21 protein-coding genes are annotated in these 23,051 nt (G+C 60.3%); 9 read left to right on the top strand and 12 right to left on the bottom strand.

The features are described 5' to 3' along the window. Nucleotides 1-60: 60 nt before the first annotated feature. Nucleotides 61-507 carry an NfeD family protein gene (locus LLY24_RS05100; protein ID WP_259035204.1) on the top strand — a complete coding sequence of 149 codons (447 nt, stop codon included), beginning with the start codon at nucleotides 61-63 and terminating at the stop codon, nucleotides 505-507. A gap of 133 nt (nucleotides 508-640) precedes the next feature. Further along, complete coding sequence (locus LLY24_RS05095) at nucleotides 641-1,693, top strand: SPFH domain-containing protein (protein ID WP_259035203.1); 1,053 nt, start codon at nucleotides 641-643, stop codon at nucleotides 1,691-1,693. A gap of 88 nt (nucleotides 1,694-1,781) precedes the next feature. Here the strand turns inward: LLY24_RS05095 and LLY24_RS05090 are convergent, their stop codons facing one another. From LLY24_RS05090 to LLY24_RS05075, 4 genes are all read right to left on the bottom strand, one after another. Continuing rightward, nucleotides 1,782-3,302 carry a sodium:solute symporter family protein gene (locus LLY24_RS05090; RefSeq protein WP_259035202.1) on the bottom strand — a complete coding sequence of 507 codons (1,521 nt, stop codon included), beginning with the start codon at nucleotides 3,300-3,302 and terminating at the stop codon, nucleotides 1,782-1,784. Then, nucleotides 3,295-3,522: a hypothetical protein gene (locus LLY24_RS05085; protein ID WP_259035201.1), complete on the bottom strand. Its 228-nt coding sequence runs from the start codon at nucleotides 3,520-3,522 to the stop codon at nucleotides 3,295-3,297. The genes LLY24_RS05090 and LLY24_RS05085 overlap by 8 nt, the downstream gene beginning before the upstream one ends. 46 nt (nucleotides 3,523-3,568) lie before the next feature. Beyond that, a complete protein-coding gene (locus LLY24_RS05080) occupies nucleotides 3,569-4,969 on the bottom strand; it encodes an amidase (RefSeq protein ID WP_259035200.1) in 1,401 nt (466 codons plus the stop codon). 118 nt (nucleotides 4,970-5,087) lie between these two features. Further along, on the bottom strand, nucleotides 5,088-6,011 hold the full coding sequence (locus tag LLY24_RS05075; protein ID WP_259035199.1) for a LysR family transcriptional regulator: 924 nt from the start codon (nucleotides 6,009-6,011) through the stop codon (nucleotides 5,088-5,090). A 345-nt stretch (nucleotides 6,012-6,356) separates the two neighbouring features. On the opposite strand from LLY24_RS05075, the gene LLY24_RS05070 reads away from it, so the two are divergent. The 4 genes from LLY24_RS05070 (at nucleotide 6,357) to LLY24_RS05055 (ending at nucleotide 12,068) form a co-directional block, all read left to right on the top strand. Then, nucleotides 6,357-8,603 (top strand): TonB-dependent siderophore receptor, encoded by a 2,247-nt coding sequence (locus LLY24_RS05070; RefSeq protein WP_259035198.1) that lies wholly within the window; start codon nucleotides 6,357-6,359, stop codon nucleotides 8,601-8,603. 251 nt (nucleotides 8,604-8,854) lie between these two features. Beyond that, nucleotides 8,855-9,862, top strand: coding sequence for an alpha/beta hydrolase (locus LLY24_RS05065; RefSeq protein WP_259035197.1), 1,008 nt, complete (start codon nucleotides 8,855-8,857; stop codon nucleotides 9,860-9,862). A gap of 46 nt (nucleotides 9,863-9,908) precedes the next feature. After that, entirely contained in the window at nucleotides 9,909-11,297 is a 1,389-nt protein-coding gene (locus LLY24_RS05060) for a Vgb family protein (protein WP_259035196.1), read from the top strand. Nucleotides 11,298-11,471: 174 nt separating this feature from the next. Then, the gene (locus LLY24_RS05055) at nucleotides 11,472-12,068 is read left to right on the top strand and encodes a porin family protein (protein ID WP_259035195.1); all 597 of its coding nucleotides are present in this window, start codon (nucleotides 11,472-11,474) and stop codon (nucleotides 12,066-12,068) included. 87 nt (nucleotides 12,069-12,155) lie between these two features. Here the strand turns inward: LLY24_RS05055 and LLY24_RS05050 are convergent, their stop codons facing one another. Further along, the gene (locus LLY24_RS05050; protein ID WP_259035194.1) at nucleotides 12,156-12,662 is read right to left on the bottom strand and encodes a MarR family winged helix-turn-helix transcriptional regulator; all 507 of its coding nucleotides are present in this window, start codon (nucleotides 12,660-12,662) and stop codon (nucleotides 12,156-12,158) included. A 205-nt stretch (nucleotides 12,663-12,867) separates the two neighbouring features. Here LLY24_RS05050 and LLY24_RS05045 point away from each other — a divergent pair, with 205 nt between their 5' ends. Continuing rightward, entirely contained in the window at nucleotides 12,868-13,713 is an 846-nt protein-coding gene (locus LLY24_RS05045; RefSeq protein WP_427854536.1) for an EamA family transporter, read from the top strand. Nucleotides 13,714-13,777: 64 nt separating this feature from the next. Beyond that, nucleotides 13,778-13,942 carry a YhfG family protein gene (locus LLY24_RS05040; RefSeq protein WP_259035192.1) on the top strand — a complete coding sequence of 55 codons (165 nt, stop codon included), beginning with the start codon at nucleotides 13,778-13,780 and terminating at the stop codon, nucleotides 13,940-13,942. A 143-nt stretch (nucleotides 13,943-14,085) separates the two neighbouring features. Here LLY24_RS05040 and astB read toward each other — a convergent pair whose 3' ends face one another. Genes astB through LLY24_RS05015 form a run of 5 tightly spaced genes read right to left on the bottom strand, consistent with a single transcriptional unit; the run spans nucleotide 14,086 to nucleotide 20,264 of the window. Further along, the gene (gene astB, locus LLY24_RS05035) at nucleotides 14,086-15,438 is read right to left on the bottom strand and encodes an N-succinylarginine dihydrolase (RefSeq protein WP_259035191.1); all 1,353 of its coding nucleotides are present in this window, start codon (nucleotides 15,436-15,438) and stop codon (nucleotides 14,086-14,088) included. After that, nucleotides 15,435-16,922 carry a succinylglutamate-semialdehyde dehydrogenase gene (gene astD / locus LLY24_RS05030; protein ID WP_259035190.1) on the bottom strand — a complete coding sequence of 496 codons (1,488 nt, stop codon included), beginning with the start codon at nucleotides 16,920-16,922 and terminating at the stop codon, nucleotides 15,435-15,437. Before astD ends, astB begins: the two co-directional genes overlap by 4 nt. Continuing rightward, complete coding sequence (gene astA / locus LLY24_RS05025; RefSeq protein WP_259035189.1) at nucleotides 16,919-17,962, bottom strand: arginine N-succinyltransferase; 1,044 nt, start codon at nucleotides 17,960-17,962, stop codon at nucleotides 16,919-16,921. The genes astD and astA overlap by 4 nt, the downstream gene beginning before the upstream one ends. Further along, nucleotides 17,962-19,026 (bottom strand): arginine N-succinyltransferase, encoded by a 1,065-nt coding sequence (locus LLY24_RS05020; RefSeq protein WP_259035188.1) that lies wholly within the window; start codon nucleotides 19,024-19,026, stop codon nucleotides 17,962-17,964. Before LLY24_RS05020 ends, astA begins: the two co-directional genes overlap by 1 nt. A 26-nt stretch (nucleotides 19,027-19,052) precedes the next feature. Further along, nucleotides 19,053-20,264 (bottom strand): aspartate aminotransferase family protein, encoded by a 1,212-nt coding sequence (locus tag LLY24_RS05015; RefSeq protein WP_259035187.1) that lies wholly within the window; start codon nucleotides 20,262-20,264, stop codon nucleotides 19,053-19,055. 291 nt (nucleotides 20,265-20,555) lie between these two features. Here LLY24_RS05015 and LLY24_RS05010 point away from each other — a divergent pair, with 291 nt between their 5' ends. Further along, the gene (locus tag LLY24_RS05010) at nucleotides 20,556-21,350 is read left to right on the top strand and encodes an SDR family NAD(P)-dependent oxidoreductase (RefSeq protein ID WP_259035186.1); all 795 of its coding nucleotides are present in this window, start codon (nucleotides 20,556-20,558) and stop codon (nucleotides 21,348-21,350) included. A 24-nt stretch (nucleotides 21,351-21,374) separates the two neighbouring features. Here LLY24_RS05010 and LLY24_RS05005 read toward each other — a convergent pair whose 3' ends face one another. Next, nucleotides 21,375-22,349, bottom strand: coding sequence for a GlxA family transcriptional regulator (locus tag LLY24_RS05005; RefSeq protein ID WP_259035185.1), 975 nt, complete (start codon nucleotides 22,347-22,349; stop codon nucleotides 21,375-21,377). A gap of 134 nt (nucleotides 22,350-22,483) precedes the next feature. Continuing rightward, on the bottom strand, nucleotides 22,484-23,014 hold the full coding sequence (locus LLY24_RS05000) for a PRC-barrel domain-containing protein (RefSeq protein ID WP_259035184.1): 531 nt from the start codon (nucleotides 23,012-23,014) through the stop codon (nucleotides 22,484-22,486). Nucleotides 23,015-23,051 lie beyond the last annotated feature (37 nt).

Here is a 23,051-nt window from a genome sequence, read left to right as displayed (position 1 = left end):
CAGGGGAATGAGAATACGCTAGGATAACCTTATTCTTGCGCTTCAAGGAGGTTTGCCGCGATGGACTGGAATCCCGCCTATACCTGGCTCGTCATTGCCCTGCTGCTCAGCCTGGGCGAGCTCACCTCCGGCGCCATGGTGCTGCTGGCACTGGGTATCGCCGCCGCGCTGACGGCAGCGGTGACCGCCTTCGGGCTTTCGTTGCCGTGGCAGTTGGTCGGCATGGCGGTGTTTACCGGCATCCTCGTGCCCATCGGCGTTTTCTATATCCGGCCGCGCTTTTCGCCGCGTGGCGTCGCCTACGGCACCACCGGCACCGGGGTCGAGAAAGGGCAGCGCTACGTCACGCTGCGCCGCGACTTCGACAATGCCAGCGGGCTCAAGATCAATGGCGACTTCTACCGCCTGCGCGTGGTGGATAGCGGCGAGACCGATTTACCCTCCGGTACCACGGTCGTCTTCCGACGCTTCGATGGCACCACGGCGCTAGTCGAGCTGGCTCACTGAATGTTCAGCGTTTCGAGCTTTCTGCTTTCATTCACGTCGCCCTTGACTACGCCAGATAGCACTCACCCGTACTAGCCATACCTACTACTTCACACCAACTACTTCATACCTACTACCCACAGGAGTCTTCGCCATGGAGTTTGCCCTGAGCCCCGGATTGATCATCAGCTTGATCGTGGTGGTAATCGCCATCGTCATCGTCGCCAAGGGGTTGGTGATCGTACGCCAGTCCGAAGTGATGGTGATCGAGCGTCTTGGCTCGTTTAGCCGCGTGCTGGAGAGCGGCATCAATATCATTATCCCCTTCATCGAACAGCCGCGCGCCATCACCATGATTCGCTACCAAAAGATGGGCGAGGAGTATCACCCCATCACCAGCGACGAGACACGCATCGACCGCCGCGAGACGGTGATGGACTTTCCCGGCCAGCCGGTGGTCACTACCGATAACGTCACCGTGCGCATCAACGGCGCGCTCTACTATCAAATCATCGACCCTAAGCGGGCGGTCTATGAGGTGGAGAACATGAGCCAGGCAGTAGAAGTGCTGGCCAAGACCACGCTGCGCTCGGTGGTGGGTAAGATGGAGCTCGACAAGCTGTTCGAATCGCGCGCCGAGGTGAACGACCAGATCCAGTCGGCAATGGAGGAGCCCGCCTCCAAATGGGGCGTGAAGATTTCTCGTGTAGAGGTACAAGACATCGCCATGCCCGAAGAGGTGGAGTCTGCCATGCGCCTGCAAATGGCCGCCGAGCGTAAGCGCCGCGCCACCGTGACCGAGGCCGAAGGCGAGAAATCGGCAGCGATCGCCATGGCCCAGGGCCAGCGCGAGTCGGCGATTCTCAACGCCCAGGGGGACAAGGAGTCGGCCATTCTGCGCGCCCAGGGTGAGCAGGAGTCGATCAAACTGGTGCTCAACGCCATCGGCGAAAGCGAGGAGGACAAGCGCACCGTGGTGGGCTATCTGCTAGGGCAAAGCTACATCAAGGTGTTACCCACCATGGCCAAAGACGGCGAGCGAGTGTTCGTACCCTACGAATCTTCGGCGCTGCTGGGCTCGATGGGCATGTTCCGCGAAATGGCAGGCTCGCCGGAAGACACCGTCTCCCAACACTTGAAGCAGCGCAGCGAAACCCAACGCGACGTTCGCGGCGGCATCGTTGGTGGCGCTGCCAGCGGCCTCTAGCCCGCCCCTCAGAATCAATCTTTAATAACGTAACAACCGGGCAACTTGGCCCGGTTGTTACGTTTGTAGAGTGCTCGCTATCGCAGGGTTAGCGGGTCGTCGTCGCGCTCATCTTGGCTCGCTCCTGGTGAGTGCCTGGCCGAGCAAACCCACGCGGTGCGGCAATGCGGAAGAAGCGCTCGACCACGCTCGCCTCGACGGCCGGGGTGATCAGCGAGACCGCAACGAACACCGGCAAGTTGAGCAAAAGCCCCCAGAAACCGGCGTGAATACCGAGCGGATGCTTCCACAGTGTAGTGAAGGCCACCGTTACCACGAAACCTGCCACGATGCCCGCCATCACGCCTAGTTTCGATGCCCGCGGCCAGAAGAACATACCGATGAAGGCAGGCAGCACTTGAGAGGCAAATCCCAGCCCTACCAGCAGAATCATCACTAGGCTCCCCGGCTCGGCAATCGCCAGCGGCGCAATCACCAGCGCCATGATGGGTAGCAGCAGCCAGCGCGCGAGCTTGGCAGTAAAGGCATCGGAGAGCTTGAATAGCGGCTGCAGCACGTCCTTGGCGGTGGTCAAGGAGACTGAATGGATGAACGGCTCGCTCGATGACATCGAGGCGGCGAGGGTTCCCGCTCCCAGCAGCCCCACGAGTAGCACCGGCAGGTGCGCCATGGCGTACTCCAATGCCACCGTATCGGCACGGACGAGATCCGGCAGCGAATAGATGCCGATGAAGCCAACCACCACCATGGGCAGAATCACTACGTAGTAGGTGGGCAGCCAAGTGGCACTACGACGGATAGTGCGCGCCGAGCTTGCGCACATCCACTGGGTCCACACCGGCGGCATGAAGGAGAACATCGAGACGATAATCGAGGTGGTCCAGAAGCTGAAGCTCATATCGCCACCCGCACCGGGCAGGGTCAGAAACTCGGGGTTTTCTGCCTGGAGGCGAGCAAACAGCGCGCCCATGTCGAGCCCGCCCGTGGCCGAGTTGAGCGCCCAAAGACCTACCGCCCAGGCGACCACCAGCATCAGCGCGCCCTGGAACGCGTTGGTACGGCCGATCGCCCGCTGGCCGCTGATGTAGAGATACACGGCAATGCAGGCAAGTACGATGATCACGCCTAGCCAAATGGGAATGGCTCCGCCGCTCATCACAAACAGGATGTAGGCCGAGCCGATGGTCTGCAGCACCGCATACGCAATCGAGCCGACCGCCATGACCATGGCCGCAAGCGCGCCCAGCGCCGGGCTCTGATAGCGATCAGCGATGGCGCTGGCCTGGGTTACGTGGCCAAACTGCTCGCCGAACTGCCACACTTTGGGCCCGAAGTACCAAGCCACCAGCGCCAGATAAGCTAGATAGATCGCCACGTAGAACACTGCTACCCCTTTGGCGTAGGCCCAGCCTGGCGCGCCCATGAAGGTATAGGCGCTGACGCTACCAGCGGCGATCAACAGATAGAGCGTGACAGGCCCCATGCTGCGCCCCGCCACGCCCCACTGCTCCAGCGTATCCATGCGATGCCCGGCGCGCGCCATGAGCCCGATCGCCATGGCGATGGCGACGTAACCCAGGGTAATAACGAGCGGCCAGATACTATTCATGCCCATCCCCCTCGACGATACGGTTGCCAACGAGCATGACGCCAACGCAGGCAAAAATGATCACGTAGCTCCAGACGATCAGTAGCGGCAGCCCAAAGAGCAGTGCCGCGCGGTTGAACAGGCCAATCACTGGCCAAATGCCTGCCAGCACACAGACCACGAAGGCGATGAGCAAGCCCCACCCCGCGCGCGAGGTGGGTAGAACGAACGGATGTCGCATAGCGCTTCCCTTTTTGCTTGTTCGGTGTCGATGATTCGATGGCATGTCATTCGGCGGCAGTGATGAGCGCGGGCCAACGCATAGGGAGCGCCAGGGCGGTTTCCAACTGGTAAGCCAGTTTTAGGACCCCGTGATCGGCAAAGCGTGGGCCTATCAGCTGCACACCAATGGGCATACCCTCCTGGCTAAATCCAGCGTTGAGCGAGATCGCGGGCTGCTCGCCCATGTTCCAAGGCACGGTGTAGACGATGTGATCGAAAGGCCGCGCGGGGTCGTTGGTCGGTGATGCCCACTCGGCGGGAAAGGCAACGTTTGGCGTCGTAGGTGAGATGACGAAATCGACCTGATCGAAGACGGCTTCGCTGGCGCGGCGCATTGCCATGATCTGCTGAAAGCCAGTTACCGCTTCTACAGCACTTGCTTTCGCCGCGCCGTTGGCCCACTGGCTGATGGCAGGCAGCACGCGCTGGCGTGACTGATCGTCGAGCTTTTCGAGCTCGCTTTGCTGGCGGGCCTGCCAGAAGCGATCCAGCCCATCGAGCATCTCACGGTTAAGTACCGGTGCAACGGGTACCAGAATAGCGCCGCGCGCTTCGAGCAGCTTGGCCGCCTGACTCACCGCCGCCTCGATCTCGGCCTCGAGTGCCAGCCCACAGCCCGCCTCCATCATCACCCCAATGCGCAGACCGCTTAGATCGAGCGACAGATCCTGCCAATTGATCGTCTCCGGGGGCAGGCGCATGGCATCGCGTCGGTCGGTACGGCTCAGGGTCGGCATGACCAGGGCGGCATCTTCGACGCAGCGCACCATGGGCCCGGCGCAGCGGCCAACGTAGTAAGGGTCGATGGGTATACGCCCAAGAGTAGGCTTGAAGCCCACCACGCCGCACCAAGCGGCAGGCAGGCGTACCGAACCGCCGATATCGGTACCGATGTGTACCGGACCGAACCCCGCCGCGGCCGCCGCGCCAGCGCCAGAGCTCGAACCGCCGGTATTGCAGTTCAAGTCCCAGGGGTTACGGGTGAGACCATGAAACGAAGAGAGCCCTGATGAGAGCATGCCGAAATCTGGGCAGGTGGTCTTACCCAGCAGCAGGGCGTTGTCTTCGTGCAAGCGCGCAGCGGGTGGAGCATCGGCCTTGGCGGGAGACTGATCACCCAGCCCCGTGCCCATGGGAATGGGGTCGCCTTCGGTTGCGATCAGTTCCTTGAGCGTCACCGGCACGCCATCTAGAGCTCCCAAGACCTCACCTTTCGCCCAGCGGGCGCTGGACGCCTCGGCTGTGGCTAAAAAGGGCTCGGGTGAGTAGGCGTAAAGCGCATTGATGCGCGGCTCGACGCGCGCGATATGTGCGGTTAGGGCCTTGGCGACGTCGCTTGGCGAAAACGTCTTGTTGCGATAGCCGTTTAGTAGTTGGGTAGCCGTCAATTGGTGTAGCTCGAACATACCGTCGTCCTTTGCGTTGTTATCGACGCTTGAAGAATGGCGTTAGTCAGCGCTACATACTATTTCAATTTAAGTGACGGCGTGTCCACTTTTTGTGTGCACTACCGATATCCGGTAGCTAATCGGTAGTGCTAGGCGTAGAACCATCGTGCGTTTGCAGCGCTTCGGCCAAAAGAGTGAGACAGGCCTCGACGGCGAAACTACGCGTGCGGTGGCGAAACACGCATAGATCCATACGCGCAGGCTCGAGTTCGTCTGCGGCAAGCGGCACGCTTATCAGTTCGCCTTGTCGGCACTCGCGCGCCACCGCCATGGGCGGCAACACCAGCACCCCGGCGCCGTTCAGTGCCAGCGACTTTTGGGTCTCGAGGGAAGCGGCATCGAAGGTGGGCATGAGTTTGATGCCCGCACGATGGGCGCTGCGCTCGATCGCTTGACGCACACCAAACGCCCCTCCGGGGAGAATGACGCGGTGCTCGGCTAGGCGCGCCAGCGTCACCTCTTGGGCACCGGCTAGCGGATGACCGACGGCCATCACCGCGTGATGATCGAGCCGCGCGCTTTCCAGGATGAGGATATCGTCGTGGCGCGGCATGAAAAACGACAGGCCAATATCCGCCGTGCCCAGGCGCAGTGCTTCCACTACATGCCCGGCGCTGGCAATGCCGATATCGAAATTCAGCCGTGGATAGCGCTTACTCATATCGGTAAGCGCAGGAGCCAAAAGTCCCGCGACCACACCTTCGGCCACTTGTAAACGAACCCGCCCGGTACGCAACCCCTTGAGATCGGCGATGTGCTCTTGCACTCGCTCGAGATCGCGCAGCGTGTGCTGCGCTTGAGCCGCCAACAGCTCACCGGCAGCGGTCAGGCTGATGCCGTTAGGACCACGCTCGAGAAGCGGTGCGCCCATTTGGTGTTCTAAAAGATCGATCTGACGGCTGATCGCCGTAGGCGCGATATGCAGCTTGGCCGCTGCCTGGCGCAGCGAGCGGCAGCGGGCAACGGTATCGAAGTAGTGAAGTGCACGGCCGCTAATCATACGGTTTCCTCGGTGCAAAATCGCGTTTGCTGCATAGCCTTTCCTAAAACGGGTAAATGAATGCGACGCCCACTTCATTACTGAACGTGGCAACCGCACCTGATGCGATGACGTGATGATTACGTTCGCGATCTTACCGCTGCCCTGCCTATGCGGCTAATCGTTGGCGCCACACCGAGCATAGTTCCCCGATTCGAAACGATTAGTACCCCAAAACACAATTCGTGTTGAAAAGCGTTATCATTAAAATTAGTATTACCACTCCGGAAAAAAAGTTCCCTCCTTGGCACGTTTTTCACGAATCCCCTACTTATCGTTAGCCGTACTTTTCAGGAGCCGTTCCCGATGTCGTCACGCCTTGTGTCAGCGCCTTTTGCGCTCTCTGCTCTTACTGTCGCCGTTGCCATGGCGTTTTCGAGTCCGCTTGCCGCGCAAGAGATCACTACCGCTGACAACGAGGCATCGCTCGATACGGTCTACGTGACGGCAGAAGCCATCGCAAGCCAAGCCCTGGGCTCATCCACCATTACCGCCGAAGAGATCGAGCGCCGCCCACCGGCCAACGATCTTTCCGAGATCATTCGCCGTATGCCCGGTGTCAACCTGACCGGCAACAGCGCCTCCGGCCAGTACGGCAACAACCGCCAGATCGATTTGCGTGGTATGGGGCCGGAAAACACCCTCATCCTGATCGATGGCCGCCCGGTCGGTTCGCGTAACGCCATCCGGATGGGCCGAAGCGGTGAGCGTAACACCCGCGGCGACACCAACTGGGTACCGGCAGATGCCGTCGAACGGATCGAAGTGCTGCGCGGCCCGGCCGCCGCACGCTACGGCTCCGGCGCCTCGGGCGGCGTCGTCAACATCATCACCAAGCAGCCCTCTGACACCTTTAGTGGCTCCGTCAGCCTTTACGGACGTACGCCCGAAGATAGCGCCGAAGGCGATAACCGCCGCGCAGGTTTCGTATTGAGCGGGCCGGTCGTCAACGACCTCTCCTTCCGCCTTTACGGCAACGTCAGCACCACCGACGCCGACTCGCTGGAGGTCAACCAGGAATTCGCCAGCAACCCCAATGCTACGCCGCCTGCCGGTCGTGAAGGCGTACGCAACCGCGACATCAACGGCTTGCTGCGTTGGGATGTCAACAATGCCAACGTCATCGAGCTGGAAGCAGGCACCAGCCGCCAGGGCAACATCTACGCTGGCGACCGCGCAGTTAGCACCAGCGGTAGCGACCTTCTCAGCGAGCTAGCCAATAGTGGCGCCGAGACCAACCGCCTGTACCGCAATACAGCCTCTCTTACCCACCGTGGCAACTGGGGCGATGGCAACACCTCACGGCTGACCCTGGGCTTCGAGGGCACGAACAGCTGGCGCTTGGACGAGGGGCTAGCAGGAGGGGTGGAAGGCAGCATTAACACCGAAGCCGAGGGCTCGGTATCACGTCTGCGCAATTACAACCTGGATGGCGAGGTCAACCTTCACACCCAGCTCGCAGGCAACGAGCACGTTTGGACGGTCGGTTTCGAGCACCGCGACAACCGCTTGGAGGACCCCTTCTCCGTTCAAGGCGCGGTCAACTGGGGTAGCGCCATACCGGGCCTCGATACAGAGAACCAGGACGGCAAAGCGGACGCCCAGACCTACGCGGTGTTCGTCGAAGACAACATCTATCTGGGCGACCGCTGGATCGTCACGCCCGGCCTGCGTGTGGATCACCATAGCCAGTTCGGCACCCACGCAAGTCCGAGCTTGAACGCCCAGTTCCATGCCACCGACACTATCACTCTCAAAGGCGGTATTGCCGAGGCCTTCAAAGCGCCTAACCTCTACCAGTCCAACGACAACTACCTCTACTACACGCGAGGCGGCGGCTGCCCCTTCGGCTATACCGGCAACACTGGCGGTGGCTGCTACGTACAGGGTAATAGCGACCTCGACGCCGAAACCAGCTTGAACAAGGAACTCGGCATCGAGTGGGCGGACAACGGCTACCACGCATCGCTCACTTACTTCCACAACGACTACGATAACCGCATCCAGGCCGGCCTGGATGAAGTAGGCCGCACGGTGGCCGACAACGGCGGCGTCTTCCAGTGGGAAAACGCCTCCAAAGCCGTGGTCAGCGGTTTCGAGGGTAACCTGCGCGTACCGCTGATCGGCGATAACGGCAGCACTCTGAGCTGGAACAACAACTTCACCTACATGGTGGAGAACGAAAACAAAGAGACAGGCCAGCCGCTGTCGATCATTCCCGAGTTCACCCTCAACACCTCGCTCGACTGGTGGGTCACCACCGATCTATCGGTACTCTTGACCGGCACTTGGTATGGCAAACAGGAGCCGGCAACGCGTAGCTCCACGAGCGGTGGCCCGCAAAGCGGCGAAGCGCTCAATACGCGCAGCCCTTACAGCGTTTGGGGCCTGAGCGCGCAGTACTACATCACCGATGACGTGCGTATTGGCGCTGGGGTCGAAAATATCTTCGATGAGCGCCTCTACCGCGAAAGCAACAGCAGCGGCGCGGGCGCCGCCACCTACAACGAACCAGGCCGCGCCTACTTCATGTCGCTCAACGTCGACTTCTAAGGCCATCTGAACTCCGTCCCACTAGCAGCCGCTTGCGAGTCAAACCGCAGGCGGCTGTATCAGGTTTAGACGGTCGCTATGGGCCACCGCTGTGGACTATTAGATAGGCGCTACACGCAAACGATAAAAAGTTGCAAAAGAATACGATTTTCATTAACATTATTTTTAGTTAACTATACGTTATTACTGATTTTTTCAGCCTTTCGGCATGCACATTTCATCCCCGCCGGTGGGCTTTGAATGGAAACATCATGCTTTCATCTACTCGCCCGTCGCAATGGCTTAGCTCTTTTTTTGCCTTGGCTATCGCACTTCCCGCTATTGCGTTCTGCAGTGGTACTGCCTTGGGTCAGCAGCGCGACCCCAATTTATCGCTTCATCATACCGTTCTGGACGATGTCTCAGAGGCGTATCGGTTCGAGCGTTTCAGCGTTGCAAGCGCGGATAATCAGCGTCACTGGCGCGTCACGCTGGGAATCCCCAAAGAGGCAGCGCCAGAGACGGGCTTCCCCGCCTTCTGGATGCTGGATGGCAACGGCGCCCTCATGGAGTTCGATGCCTCGCTTCTGGACGAGCTAGGCGCTCAAAACGCTACACCGGTACTGGTGTTTCTCGGCTACGACAACGAACTACGTATCGACCCGGCGCGTACGCGCGACTACACCTTTGCCATCGATCCTTATCATGACGACGATACCCCACCGGAGCGGCTCGGCGGTGGAGCCGATGCGTTCTTAGAGGTCATCGAGCGCCACATCCGCCCCGAAATAGCGCAGCGTGTCACCACTGACCCCGCCCAGCAAACGCTTTGGGGCCATTCCTTGGGTGGGCTTTTCGCCCTGCATACGCTCTATACCCGCAGCGGCGCCTTCACTACCTACGCTGCCGGTAGCCCCTCGCTATGGTGGGCCGATGGCGCTTTATTAGGCGCCCCCGAAGCGCGCTTTAGCGCCAACAATGCCGGTCACTCCGCGCGAGTTCTGCTCAGCATGGGCGGCGGCGAGCGCGCCCAAGACACCCGCCACCGGGATATGAACGACCCACGCGTTCAAGCCCACCTTCAGCGCGTCGCCAACGCACCGCCAGATTCGACGGAGAAACTCGCCGAACGATTGGCCCAGGTCCCCGGCATTACGGTGAGCTATCGCGAATTTCCCGAACTTACCCATGGCCTGACCTTTCGTGCCTCGCTCATGGACGCCCTGCACGTCACCACCGGCATCACGGATCACAGCAGCACCCGCGGCACCATTCGATGACATCTACGTCATCGCTTTCATGAACGTACCTTGATGGAGTAACGCCATGCAGCGCCTTCCCCAACGTTTTCGCTTGAAACCTCTCGCAGCCGTTGCCATCGCCCTATGGGCGCTGCCGACACTGGCTTCTGCTCAGGTATTCGACCAGCCCGACACCAATTTCCAAGGCGGTGTCTATCCGTCGACACCTCTAATCGTTCCGGGAAGTGACGTCGAGTTCGTCGGTCGTGGTTTTACCCCAGGCCAAACCGTGGTTCTCTCACGCGGCACTACCGCGCTCAACGACACGCCCTATACCGCCGATGACGAGGGTAACTTCAACGCCACCATTACCCTGCCCGAAGACGCCGTGCCCGGCCGTCATCCGCTGGTCATGGTGGCCGAGACCCCCTACGCCGCCAGCATCGTCGAGTTGAAGATCTCCCCCGAGATCGCCCTTTCCGGCGATGACGCCTTCGATGTCGTCGACGCCGCTCTGCCAGCAGGCCTTTACCAAAGCGCCTACAGCAGCGAAAGCAATGCGCTATTTGTGACGCGCGCCGTAGGCCGTCCGCCGGTTACTCAATCGGGCCTACTGAAACTCGATCCCGATACGCTGGAAGTCGTTGCCGAAGCAACCCCCGAAGAAGTTCCAGGCTTTGATGACGAGCGCGTCTTTGCGGTCTATGGCGTAGGCGTGGACGATACTAACGGCCATGTTTGGGTGACCAATACGCGTGAAAACACCGTGGCCGTCTATAGCCAGGAAGACCTATCGCTGGTCAAGCAGTTCGAACCCGGCACGGTGCCCCATGCACGTGACGTGATCGTCGATAGCCAGCGCGGCAAAGTTTATGCCTCGGCGACAGGGGATAACCACCTGACGGTCTTCGATGCCGCCACCCTCGAAAAAACCGGCGAGATCGAAATCGATTCCGACGTACGCGGCGAGCAGTTCACGCCGATGAGCCTTACGCTGGACGAAGCGTCCGGACGTCTGTTCACCGTCAGTATCGCCACGCCTGAAGCCGTGGTGATCGACACCGAAAGCGACAGCGTGGAAAAAATCATTCCGCTGACCAACGCCAGCCGCGCTTCCGGCGTTGCCTTCGATGCCGAAAACAATCAGCTGTTGATCGTGTCACAGGGCTCTGACAATCTGCTCTACGTCGATGTCGACTCCGGCGAGATCCACCATGACGTGCCAGTAGGCGCAGGCCCGCTCAACGTTGCCTTCGATACCGAAACGGGGCTTGCCTACATCAGCAACCGCGCCTCCGGCACCATCGCCGTGCTCGACCGCGACGGCGAACTCGTCGCCAACCTCGACGGCGGCACCTTCCCCAACCACGTCCACGCCGATGGCCGCGGCCACGTGTTTGCCGTTAACAAGGCCCGTGGCGAAGACGACCCCGAAGGCGATCACGTCCGCCGCCTCCAGCCGGTCAATCCGTAACGCTTACGGCTAACGGTTAAATACTGTGAAACGCCCTGCTTGATTTAGGCAGGGCTTTTTCATTAAACGCTTCCCTAAAAGCATCTCTTTAGTTCAACCAATCTATTCATACGCAATAAAGCCGACTTATAATCCCTAAGCATTGAAAAATTAAAAAACCAAGGGAATAAAAAAATGAAGACAACACTGTTTTGCGCAACATCAATCGCAGCGCTATTAACCTCAGCACAGGCTATAGCCCAGTCGACGGCAGGCTATACTCAGGGCACGACTTACTATGGCGCACAGGTTTCACAGTTTGATTATGAGCAATCTATAGATTTAGGCTTTACACAAGGTACAGCAACTGCAAAGCCTCCTGTTTTTATTGCCCGCATTGGACACTTTCTATCCGACTACGTAGCCATAGAAGGCCGCTTGGGAACATCGCTGAATGATGACTCAGTCGAGTTTAATGCCGCCGGGATTGGAGATATTGATAATGAATATAAGGTTGAAGTCGATCATATTGCAGGCGTGTATGGCGTAGGTCATCTTCCCTTAGGACAGTCAGCATCATTATTCGCTGTCCTAGGCTACACAAGTGCAGAAGCTACGTTATCGGGTTACGGCACGTCCGAAACCAGTGACGACTCCGGCATCTCATATGGCGGCGGTATTCAGGCACTCTTTACCCCTAACGTCTCCGCTTCGGTCGAGTATATGTCGTATCTAAACAAGAGCGAATACGACGTCAAAGCCATTAGTGTGGGGGCTAATTACCACTTCTGATACAAAAGCGCCGACTTTAATACGTCGGCGCTTTTTCTATTCAGCCTTGCTCCCCATCCAAATAAATACCTTTCTTTATTGATCAGGCTACTCAGGCCGTGCGCCAGCACCTTCATCAAGTAAATATTGAAACTCTTTGAGTAACGCATCGAATTGCGCGCGACGAGCGGCATCTAGGCCAGCCACCAATGCATGCTGAGTCGCCACGTGTGCGGCTACCGCTTCGTCGATCAGGGCAAAGCCCTTTTCAGACAGCGAGATGAGAAAGCCCCGGCCATCGGCGGGGTTTTTGATGCGTTCGATTAATCCCGATTTTTCCAGCTGCTGCAGTCGATGCGTCATGGTGCCAGACGTCACCATGGTGGAGGCCATCAGCGCGCTTGGCGAAAGTGCGAACGGCGGCCCCTCTCGTCTAAGCGTAGCGAGCACATCGAAGCTCGACTCATTCAAGCCATAACGAACCCACGTTTTCTCCATGGCACGCATCAAAGCATGATTGAGTCGCTTGAGGCGACCTAGGGTGCCCATGGGGGAAACATCCAGGTCAGGACGTTCCTGCTGCCATTGGCTGAGTATTTTATCGACATGATCCATGGCTCACAGAGTACGGATATTTACCTTGACGTCAAGGCAAATAAGCATATACCTTGACCTCAAGATACTTATTGGAATACTTGAATAGAGACGACACATGCATCAGCCCCGCTCTACTACTCCAGACGTTGCAATTAACGACGTCGCCAGCCCAAAGCCGAAGCGAGAGCGACTGGTATCACTTTGCTGTCTGCTAGCGGGAGGTATGCTGTTAGGGCTTTCGACTAATCTTGCTAAGCAGGCGAGTGAACTAGCACTTTCACCCCTAGCGTTTTTGTTCTGGTCACTCGGTGGCGCTACGCTCTTGCTGTTCATTTTGGCCATATGGCGAGGCCAGTTACCCCCCGTCAACCAGCGCACGCTGGAGTATTATGGCGTATCGGCCTTGGTAGGGGTCGCAGGCTCGAACCTGCTGTTCTTTTCTGCCATTGCCCATATCGGCGCGGGATTCGTGGCCTTGGTGATTACGTTGCCGCCGCTACTCACCTACCTGGGTGCACTAGCACTGAAGGTCGAGCGTTTCCAGTTAGTTCGCGCCGCTGGGGTCATCTCAGCGTTGGTAGGCGCAATGATACTTGCCGTTCATAAGCTTGCTACCCCGAACGTTGATGTAGGGTGGGTTCTACTTGCCTTGCTAGGCCCAGTACTGCTGGCCATCGGCAATCTGTACCGTAGTTTGCGCTGGCCAGTGGGCGTATCTAGCGAAGCGTTGGCCCCGGGTATGCTGGCAGCCGCCGTGATGTTGCTGCTAGGAATAAGCTTCCTTCCCGGTTTCACTCTCGCCGTACCTACCCTTGGCATCTCAACCTTTATGCTCATCGCGATTCAGGCCGCCATTTTTGCCGGACAGTTTCTGCTGCTCTTTTTGCTCCAAAAAAGCGGCGGCCCGGTGCTTCTGAGCCTTCTGGGTTCGGTGGGGGCGCTATTCGGTGTTCCGGTAGCAATCCTGATGCAAGGCGAGAGCGTACCCCAAGGCTTACTGCCCGGAGCACTGCTGATCGGCGCGGGCATTGCGCTGCTCAATATTGGTAAGATGCGTCAGCACGCTTGAAACTGCATGGGAAGGATGGAACCAGCCTTTCTCTGAGCTATAATTGTCTTTAAAGGGAGAGAATATGATTACCTTATCTATGCAAGCAAAGCGCCGTTACAACGCCCAGACCCGACGCGCCAATTATCAGGCTAGCATGGCGCTTGAGGGAATTTTGATCGACCCTCAAGCCCTCAAAGCCAATAAGGCCAATATCATCGCTAAATATGCACGGTTCAAAACGCGCTGAGTGGCTCGAAGCCAATATCGCATCTTATTACTGCAATTACGAACCTCTAGCCTCGCTCTTCGAGCGCTGTATCGGCGAGCCGCTTACGTCTTAACGTCGATTAATCAGCATAACTCGCCATACTTACTTGCCCAGATGACGGTTTATGCCAACTGAAACGGATACACCGAGCCAATATTCAAAATCCCGGTCAGCTCATCAAGAGCCGCGAGCGACTCGCGCGCGAGCTGCGGGTCGGCTAGGTCTTTAGGGGCCAGGCGGTTGCGGTAGTGGCGTTCGACCCAGGCGGTGAGGTCGTCGAAAAGAGCGGGGGTGAGCAGTACGCGGGCCTTGATCGCGTCGCGCTCGGCGCTCGATAGCGCCACGCGCAAGCGTAAGCAGGCGGGGCCGCCGCCGTTTTGCATGCTCTGTTTGACGTCTTTAACGATTACTTCACCAATGGGGTTGTGGCCCGCCAGAATCAGATCCTGAATTACTCGCCAGACGGTTTCGTTCTGCTGGCACTCGCCGGGCACGACTAGCGTCATGCTGCCATCTGGGTTAGAGAGCAGCTGCGAGTTGAAGAGATACGAACCCACGGCGTCTTCCAAGCTGACCGCCTCTTTGGGTACGCGCACCGGGATCAGGGGTGTAGCCATTTTGGCGCGCAGCTCATCGAGCGTGGCCTCTTCATCGAGAAAGGCCATTTCGTGATACAGCAGCACGGGGCCGTTACCCACGGCGATGACGTCGTTATGGAAAACGCCCGCGTCGATCGCTTCCGGGTGCTGCTGGGCGAACACGGTTTGGGCATCGCTCAAACCGTGCTGGCGGGCGACGGCTTGGCTCGCTTCCAGCGTTTGCCTGGCCGGATAGCGGTTGGGCTCGCGCTCGCCGCCAAAGGCCTTACGGCCGTAGACGAATAGGTGCACGCTGGGCTCACCGTACGCGCTGCCCAGCCGCGTGTGGTTGGCCGCGCCCTCGTCGGAAAACGCGGGTGTGGCAGGTAGCGCCGGATGATGGGCGAAGTGGCGCTCATCGTTAAAGATGGATGTAAATACGCGAGCCGTGGTGGCAGGCTCCAGAAAGCGGTGAAAGCTCGACTGCAAGTTGGCCGGAGTGAAATGCACGCGTGCGTCTGGCGCATCGATGCTGGGCGTGACCGTCGCCGCATTGGCCGTCCACATACTGGACGCCGAGCAGACTGCGCGCAAAAGCGTAGGCGTTTCACGGGCGGCGCGCGCCAGCACGCTAGCATCGTCTCCGCCAAAACCGAGCGCGCGCAGGGCACCGATGTCTGGGCGCTGCTGGGGCGGTAAGACGCCTTGAGTGTAGCCTGCCTCCATCAACGACTTCATCTTGGCAAGCCCTTGAAGCGCGCCCTCTCGGGGGTTGGCAACGAGCCCTTCATGACGCTTCGATGCTAGATTCCCCGCCGCCAGCCCCGCATAGTTGTGAGTAGGGCCGACCAAACCATCGAAGTTGACCTCCTGAACGCTGTCGTCGACCCGGCTCATAGCGTGATCCCTGGCGGCAATTTCTCGGGTAGCTCTAGCGAGTCGGCCTCCATGGAAGCGACCGGGTAAGCGCAGTAGTCCGCCGCGTAATAGGCGCTGGGACGATGGTTGCCGCTGTCGCCCACGCCGCCGAAGGGCGCATCGCCCGAGGCACCGGTAGTCTGGCGGTTCCAGTTGACGATGCCAGCGCGAATGCGCAGCAAAAAGTCATCCCAGTCCGCTCGGTCGCCGCCGATCAGCCCGGCGGAGAGGCCGTAACGGGTAGCGTTGGCAAGAGTGATCGCTTCGTCCCAATCGTCATAGCGATGAATCTTCAAAAGCGGGCCAAAGTGCTCCTCGTCGGGCACATCAAAGCCGGTGACGTCGAGCAGTGCGGGGGTGAGAAGGCTCGTGCCCTCCTCTACCCGGCGCATGCGGTTGAGTACGCGCGCCCCCAGCACTTCGAGTTCACTTTGGGCGCGGAGAAGCCCATCGGCGGCAGCGACACTGACGAGTCCGCCGTAGAACGGCGCCGGGTTCTCGTCGAACTGCCCCGCTACGTGGAGCTTTTCGATGGCACGCGAGAGCGCCGCGATCAACCGATCCCCCGCCTCGTCTTTCGGCACCAGCAAACGGCGCGCGCAGGTGCAGCGCTGCCCGCCGGAGAGAAACGCCGACTGCAAAATGGTCAACACGGCGGCGCGCTCGTCACGCACATCCTTGACCACCAGCGGATTGTTACCGCCTAGTTCCAGCGCCAAAATCTTATCGAGCTGCCCGGCGAACTGCCGGTGTAGCATGCCGCCCACCTTGGCGCTGCCGGTGAATAGGAGTCCGTCGATGTCGGCGTCAGCCGCCAGCGCCTGGCCGGTTTCCACGCCGCCCTGCACCAGGTTGATGACGCCCTCGGGCAGGCCCGCCTCCTGCCAGCACTGCAGGGTCAGATCTGCGGTCAGCGGGGTCTGTTCACTGGGTTTGAACACCACGGTGTTACCCGCCAACAGCGCCGGGACGATATGGCCGTTGGGCAGGTGGCCAGGAAAGTTATAGGGGCCGAATACCGCCATTACGCCATGCGGCCTGTGGCGTAGCACGGCCGTCGCGCTGCCCACCGCCTTTTCGCGCTCGCCGGTGCGCTCGTCGTGCGCTTTGATCGAAAGCGCCACCTTACCCACCATCGCCCCCGCCTCGGTGCGCGCCTCCCAAAGCGGCTTGCCGGTTTCCGCGGCAATGGCCCAGGCAAGCTCCTCGGCCCGCGCCTTGATCACCTCGGCAAAGCGCTCGACCAGCGCCCGGCGCTCGGCAAAAGGCACGCGCGCCCAGGTCGCGAACGCGCCGCGTGCTGCCTTTACGGCCTGGCTCACCTGGGCAGGGCTTGCGGCGCTGCCTTGCCAGAGCGTTCGGCCGCCTACCGGGTCCTGCTTGTCGAAGGTGCTACCTTCGCCTGCGAGCCAGCGGCCTTCGATCAACTGCTGCGCCTTGGCGCTAAGGGGCGATGCGGTCATGACGTCTCCTGGGTATCGAGTAGGCGAAGGGTGTCACCGGTGGTGACATCGAGGCGTCGCGCTTCGTCTTCACTGAGCGCGAGCGTGCCGTCGCTTGCCGGGCCGCGCCCTACCCACGCAGCGGCGAAGTCGGCCATCCGGGTAGTAGCGGCGAGCCAGCGGCTTTCGCTGGTCACGGCCACGTTGGGGCTTACCTCGACCTGACACAGCTGCGAGCGGCGCACGGCGCGAATGTCGTCGATATAGGCTTCCACCGTCGGGCCGCCGTCGAAGATATCGATGTAGCCCTCCCAGCGCATGCCCTCTTTCTTGAGCATCTCCAGCGCGGGGCGCGTATGGCGGTGTACCTGGCCGATGCAGGCGCGGGCCTCGTCGGACATGAAGGTGGTGTAGATGGGAAACTTAGGCATCAGCTCGCCGATGAAGCTCTTCTGACCCAATCCCGTCAGCCGGTCCGCCTCGTCGAACGCCATGGGGAAGAAGTGCTTGCCCAGACTCTCCCAAAAGGGGCTACGGTTGCCGTCATCGAACACGCCGCGCATTTCGGCGAGGACTTTCTCGGGAAAGCGGTCGCGAAACTGGGCAATGAACAACCAGCGCGCCTTGGAGAGTAGCGCACCGCAGCGCAGCGCGCGGCTAGCTTCACCGCGGTACTCCGGGCGCAGAAAGAGCGAGCAGACCTCGGCGTCCCCGGTGTGGTCGGAGCTCAAAAACAGCGTATCGATGGCACGATGTAGATCGAGCTGCACCGAGGCGTGGGTCAGTCGGCCCAGGCGGTAGTTGTAAAACGGCACTTCATGGCCGACTTGGCCTTCGATGGCGCAGCAACCGGCGAGTTCGCCCGTAGCGTCGTCCTCGAGCACGAAGAAGTAGAGCCGGTCGTTGACCGGGGTGCGCTCTTCAAAGGCGTGGGCAGCAGCCTCGATCTTGCCAGCCAGGAACTCGCGGTTGTCCGGCAGCGAGGTGAAGCCGACCCCCGCCTGCTGCGCCAGCCCTTGCAGGCCGTCCAAATCGGCGGCTTTGATTGGTCGTAGGCGCATTAGAGCTCTCCTTCGTCGAGCGTATCGGCCGCCGTAGGCAATGAAAGGGGGGCGACGAGCACGGCTCGCCCCTCCTCTACGCCCAACTCTGCTGCGTGCTCGGCGCTGAGCATTAGCTGGCCCGTAGGCGACAGCGCATAGCGCGCCACCAGGCAGCGAAATTCGCCCAGCTTTTGATTGGCGATCAGCGCAGGCTCGGCGTCCGGCAGCGCCTCGACGGGGCGCAGGCGCACGGGATGCCACGCCGCCTCGCGAAAGGTATTCAAGCGCTCGCGTTCGGCCTTGACCAAAGGCCCGGCGTCGAAGATATCCACGTGGCGCGAGCGCACGAAGCCTTCGGCGAGCATCTCTTGCAGCGCCCGCTCGTGGGCCGGGTGTTCACGCCCGACCGCAGCGCGCGCCTGGGGTGTCAACAGCGCCATATAGAGCGGAAACTGCGGCATTACCTCGGCGATAAAGCTTTTGGAACGCACGCCGGCGATATGGTTGATGTCGTGAAAGCTGCGGGCGAAGAAGTGATGACCTACGCTCTCCCAGAAGGGCGAGCGCTGGTAATCGTCGAGAAAGCCGGGAAACGCTACCGCCAGCACGTTCGAAAAACGCTCAGGGTATTGAGCAATGAACATCAGCCGCGCACGGCGCAAGAGGCTTTCGGCGCTCGTGCCCTTGTACGCCTCATCCAGCGATAGCGCGCAGAGTAGCGTGGCCTCGGAGACCTCGTGCGAGAGTGCCAGGGTCGGCACTTCGCGACGCACATTGAGCTGTTGGGACGCATGGATCAGCGTCTCCTGGCGGTAGGTGTAGTAGGCGTCCGCCGCCCCGGCCTGGGCGCGGATGGTCGCCGTTCCCAGCACGTCACCGCGCTCGCTCTCCTCGAGTACGAAGGTGTAGTGCTCGTCGCCGGGAAAATCGACCTGCCGGGCAAAAGACGCCACCGAGCGGCGAATGCGCTCGGCGAGCCCTTCACGGTGAGCGGGCAGGTTGGTGAGCCGGGGCGTGGCGCGTTCGGCCAGCGCTACCAGCGCTTCCAGATCGGCCTCGGCAACGGGGCGAATGATCAGCATCGAGCGCCTCCTCGGACGTTATCGGATCAGGCGTTGACGAGGCGCTCGATGGCCCGTTCCAGGCGTGCCATTCCTTCGAGAATATCGGCCTCGGGGATAACCAGCGAGGGCGCCAGGCGCAGCACGTTGGGGCCTGCGACTAAGGCCATTACGCCCTCTTCGATGGCCAGCGGCAGAATGTCCTTGGCACGATCCTGATACGCCGGGGTCATCTGCGCGCCGATCAGTAGCCCCATGCCGCGAATTTCCTGGAACACGCCAAAGCGCTCGTTGATCTCTTCCAGACGCTTACGGAACAGGTCGTGGCGCTGGGCGATCCCCTGCAGCACCTCGGGCGTATCGATGAACTCGATTGCGGCCAGCGCCACTGCCGAGGCCAAGGCATTACCGCCGTAGGTAGAGCCATGGGTGCCGAAAGCGAACGAGGCCGCCACTTTGTCGGTGGTCAACATCGCGCCGACCGGGAAGCCGCCGCCCAGCGATTTGGCGCTGGTGAGAATGTCTGGCGTGACACCGTAGTGCTCATGAGCGAAGAAGGTGCCACAGCGGCCTACGCCCGTCTGTACCTCATCGAAGACCAGCAACGCATCGTGTTCGTCGCACAGCGCTCGCAGCCCTTGCAGAAACTCGGGCGTTGCCGGAATCAGACCGCCTTCGCCCTGCATCGGCTCGACCATGATGGCGCAGGTGTCGTCGCCCATCAGACGGCGCACGCTCTCCAGGTCGTTGTACTCGGCGTGCAGAATCCCGCCGGGCACCGGGCCGAACCCCTGAGAATACTTGGGCTGACCGCCAACGCTGACGGTGAACAGCGTGCGCCCATGGAAGGATTGGGCGAAGGAGATGATCTTGTCTTTCTTCTCACCAAAGTGGTCGACCGCGTAACGGCGAGCGAGCTTAAGCGCCGCCTCGTTGGCTTCACCGCCGGAGGAGCAGAGATAGACTTTATCGGCGAAGGTGCGCTCGACCAGACTCTTGGCTAGCTTCAACGCAGGCTCGTTGGTGTAGACGTTGGAGAGGTGCCACAGCGTCTCGCCCTGAGTTTTCAAGGCGTCGACCAATACCGGGTGGCAGTGGCCTAGCGAGTTCACCGCGATGCCGCCAGCGAAGTCGATGTACTCGCGCCCCTGTTGATCCCACAGGCGACTGCCCTCGCCGCGTACCGGAATGACGCTTTGCGGGGCGTAGTTGGGCGTCATGTAGTGATCGAAGTCTTGGCGGCTCGGGGTGTACGGCATGGTGATCTCCAGTCGGCTGAGCGGGGTTAAGAAGACCCAGTATACCCATCTCGCCGCCACTGGCACTTACAGGATTGGGACGATGAATTATGTAAAGCGGTAACGGTATCGACACGTTGCCCCTTATCCGCGCACGGCAACGCCTTGATTTTTTAGTCTCAACGACCATAGTAATTAGCACGCTAACGCGCACCGATCTCTCGCCACACCCCACGCTCGCCTAAGGCAAACACTTGGTATGTGCGAGGGAGAAATCATCTCCACCGTTAACATCCCCTTAAGGAGGACATCATGCATATCGATCTAACGGGTAAACGCGCCGTGGTGACCGGCTCTACGGCAGGCATTGGCTACGCCATCGCCAAAGGGCTCGCCGCTGCGGGCGCATCGGTGGTCATCACCGGGCGTAGCAAAGAGCGTGTCGACCAAGCGCTGGCCGCCTTGAGCCGGGACGTCAGTAATGCCAATGCCACTGGCGTTGCCGTCGACCTGGGGACGGCAGATGGCTGCCAAAAACTGATCGAACGCGTGACCGATGCCGACATTTTGGTCAATAACGTGGGCACTTTCGAGCCAAGCGATTTCTTCGCTACCGACGACGATACCTGGCAGCGCTTTTTCGACGTCAACGTCATGAGCGCCGTGCGCCTATCGCGCCACTACGCCAAGGAAATGCGCGAGCGCGACTGGGGCCGCATCGAGTTCATCTCCAGCGAGTCGGCGCTCAACATTCCTACCGAAATGGTCCACTACGGGATGACCAAGGCCGCCGTCCAGTCGGTTTCACGCGGGCTCGCCAAGGTATTGACCGGCACCAACGTGACCGTCAATGCGATACTGCCCGGGCCTACACGCTCAGAGAGCGTCAAGAAGATGATGGAGGAGCAGGCGCAGGAAGCGTGCATTTCCGTGGCCGAGGCCGAGAAACGCTTCATCGACGACAACCGTCCGTCATCGATCATTCACCGTCTGGCCGATCCCGAAGAGGTCGCCAACTTGTGTGTCTACGTCGCCTCCGAGCAGGCAAGCGCAACCACCGGCGCCGCCCTGCGCGTGGAAGGCGGTATCGTCGATACCATGGCGTAAGCGATTATGCGGTCACTGCGAGGCTCACACTACTAGACGCTCCTCACGGGGCGTCATGCCGAAGTGGTTGCGGTAGGCGGTAGAGAAGTGAGCCCCCGAGGAGAACCCTGTGATGAGGGCGATATCGCCAACCGCCCGGTCGCTTTCACGCAGCAGGCGGCGCGCTTCTTTGAGGCGCAGCTCCAGGTAGTAGCGGCTTGGCACCGCCTGTAAGTACTTCTTGAACAACCGCTCCAACTGACGGCGGGAAACGCCTAGGTGCGAGGCAAGCTCCAGCGTCGAGAGCGGCTCTTCGATGTTGGCCTCCATGAGCTGAACGGCGTCGACCAGGCTCTGCGGCGCATGCCCTAAGCGGTTGCGCAAAGGCACATGCTGACGCTCTTCGGCTTCACGAATTCGCGTGCAGACGACGTGTTCGGAGACCTCCCCTGCCAGCGCGTCGCCTTGGCGCTGGCGAATCAGCGTCAGACTCATATCCAGCGCCGCCGTCCCTCCCGCACAGGTGAGCCGGTCGCGGTCGATCTCGAAAAGCTGCTGCGAGAGCATAACGCCAGGGTACGCTTGAGCAAAGGCTTCAAAGCGCGGCCACGGTAGCGTGGCACGGTAACCTTCCAAAAGCCCACAACGCGCCAGCACCTCGGTGCCGCCGCCAAGGCCCCCTAGCGCTGCTCGCGCCTGCCGCTGACGTAGCCATTCGATCAGCCGCGCCGGTAGTGCATAGGGAAGCGGCGAAGGGGCGCAGACCATCACGACATCCCACTCAGTGGGTGCGTTGTCAAGGGAGTAGTCCGCCTGGCAGGCGAGCTGGGCGTTGCTGCGTATGCGCGTATCATCGAGCCCGAGGGTAGCGACCTGATAATGCATTTGGCCGCCTAGCTGGTTGGCGAGTAGCAGCGGCTCGATCAAGCTGGCGTGGGAGAGCAGTGAAAAACCGGGCATGAGCAATATCCCCACGCGCTGCCGCGCTGGCGCAGAAGAAGCCGAAGGAGCATGCTGCATGACAAGACCACCTACCGAAAACCAGCGCCCATCTTACCCAATTGCACGCCTTTGGGTAGGCAACAAATGAAAGCGGGCAAGGGAGTATTCCCCTGCCCGCGCTTACGCATCGCTAGTCAATTGCTAGCGCAGCGTTAACGTGGGTGGCTAGCCACCTCATTGAGGGTCATGTCGCTATCGATTTGGGTGTAGTTCTCTTCGTCGTACTCCTCGGTCGAGGACTCGATCTCATCCTTGCCGTAGGGCGTTTGCATGACGAGCTGGTCGTCCTCATTGAGCTGCATGTCGCTGATGGGCAAAGCGATATCGGTGCCGCCAAAGCCCCAGAAACCGCCCAGGGTAACGATGGCGTAGAGCTCGCCGCTATCGTTGTGTTCGACGACACGGTCCACGTCACCGATCTCTTCTTCTTCCAGGTTGACTACGCTCATGCCTTCGACATCGCTGATCGTGCGGGACATGAGGTCGCGTTCATCGCCTGAGGTGTCGGCTTCGGGGGAGGTATCGCTGTCGGCATTGGTCATCGCACCGGGCTGCTCACCAGCACCGGATGCGGGCGCTTCGTCGTTGAGTGCATCGCGCGATGGCGCATCCTGAGCCAGCGCAGTGGCTGACATGCCTGCGGCAAGTGCGGCAATGGCAAAGGCTAACGTCGTCCGTTTCATGGGGTCTCTCCTTGAGTTGGCTACCTCTTTGAAGCTA

This window comes from Halomonas dongshanensis, from assembly GCF_024790395.1.
GTDB classification, from domain to species: Bacteria; Pseudomonadota; Gammaproteobacteria; order Pseudomonadales; family Halomonadaceae; genus Vreelandella; species Vreelandella dongshanensis.
The sequence above is the reverse complement of the archived record's forward strand: the minus strand, read 5'-3'. Positions and strand labels throughout refer to the sequence as shown.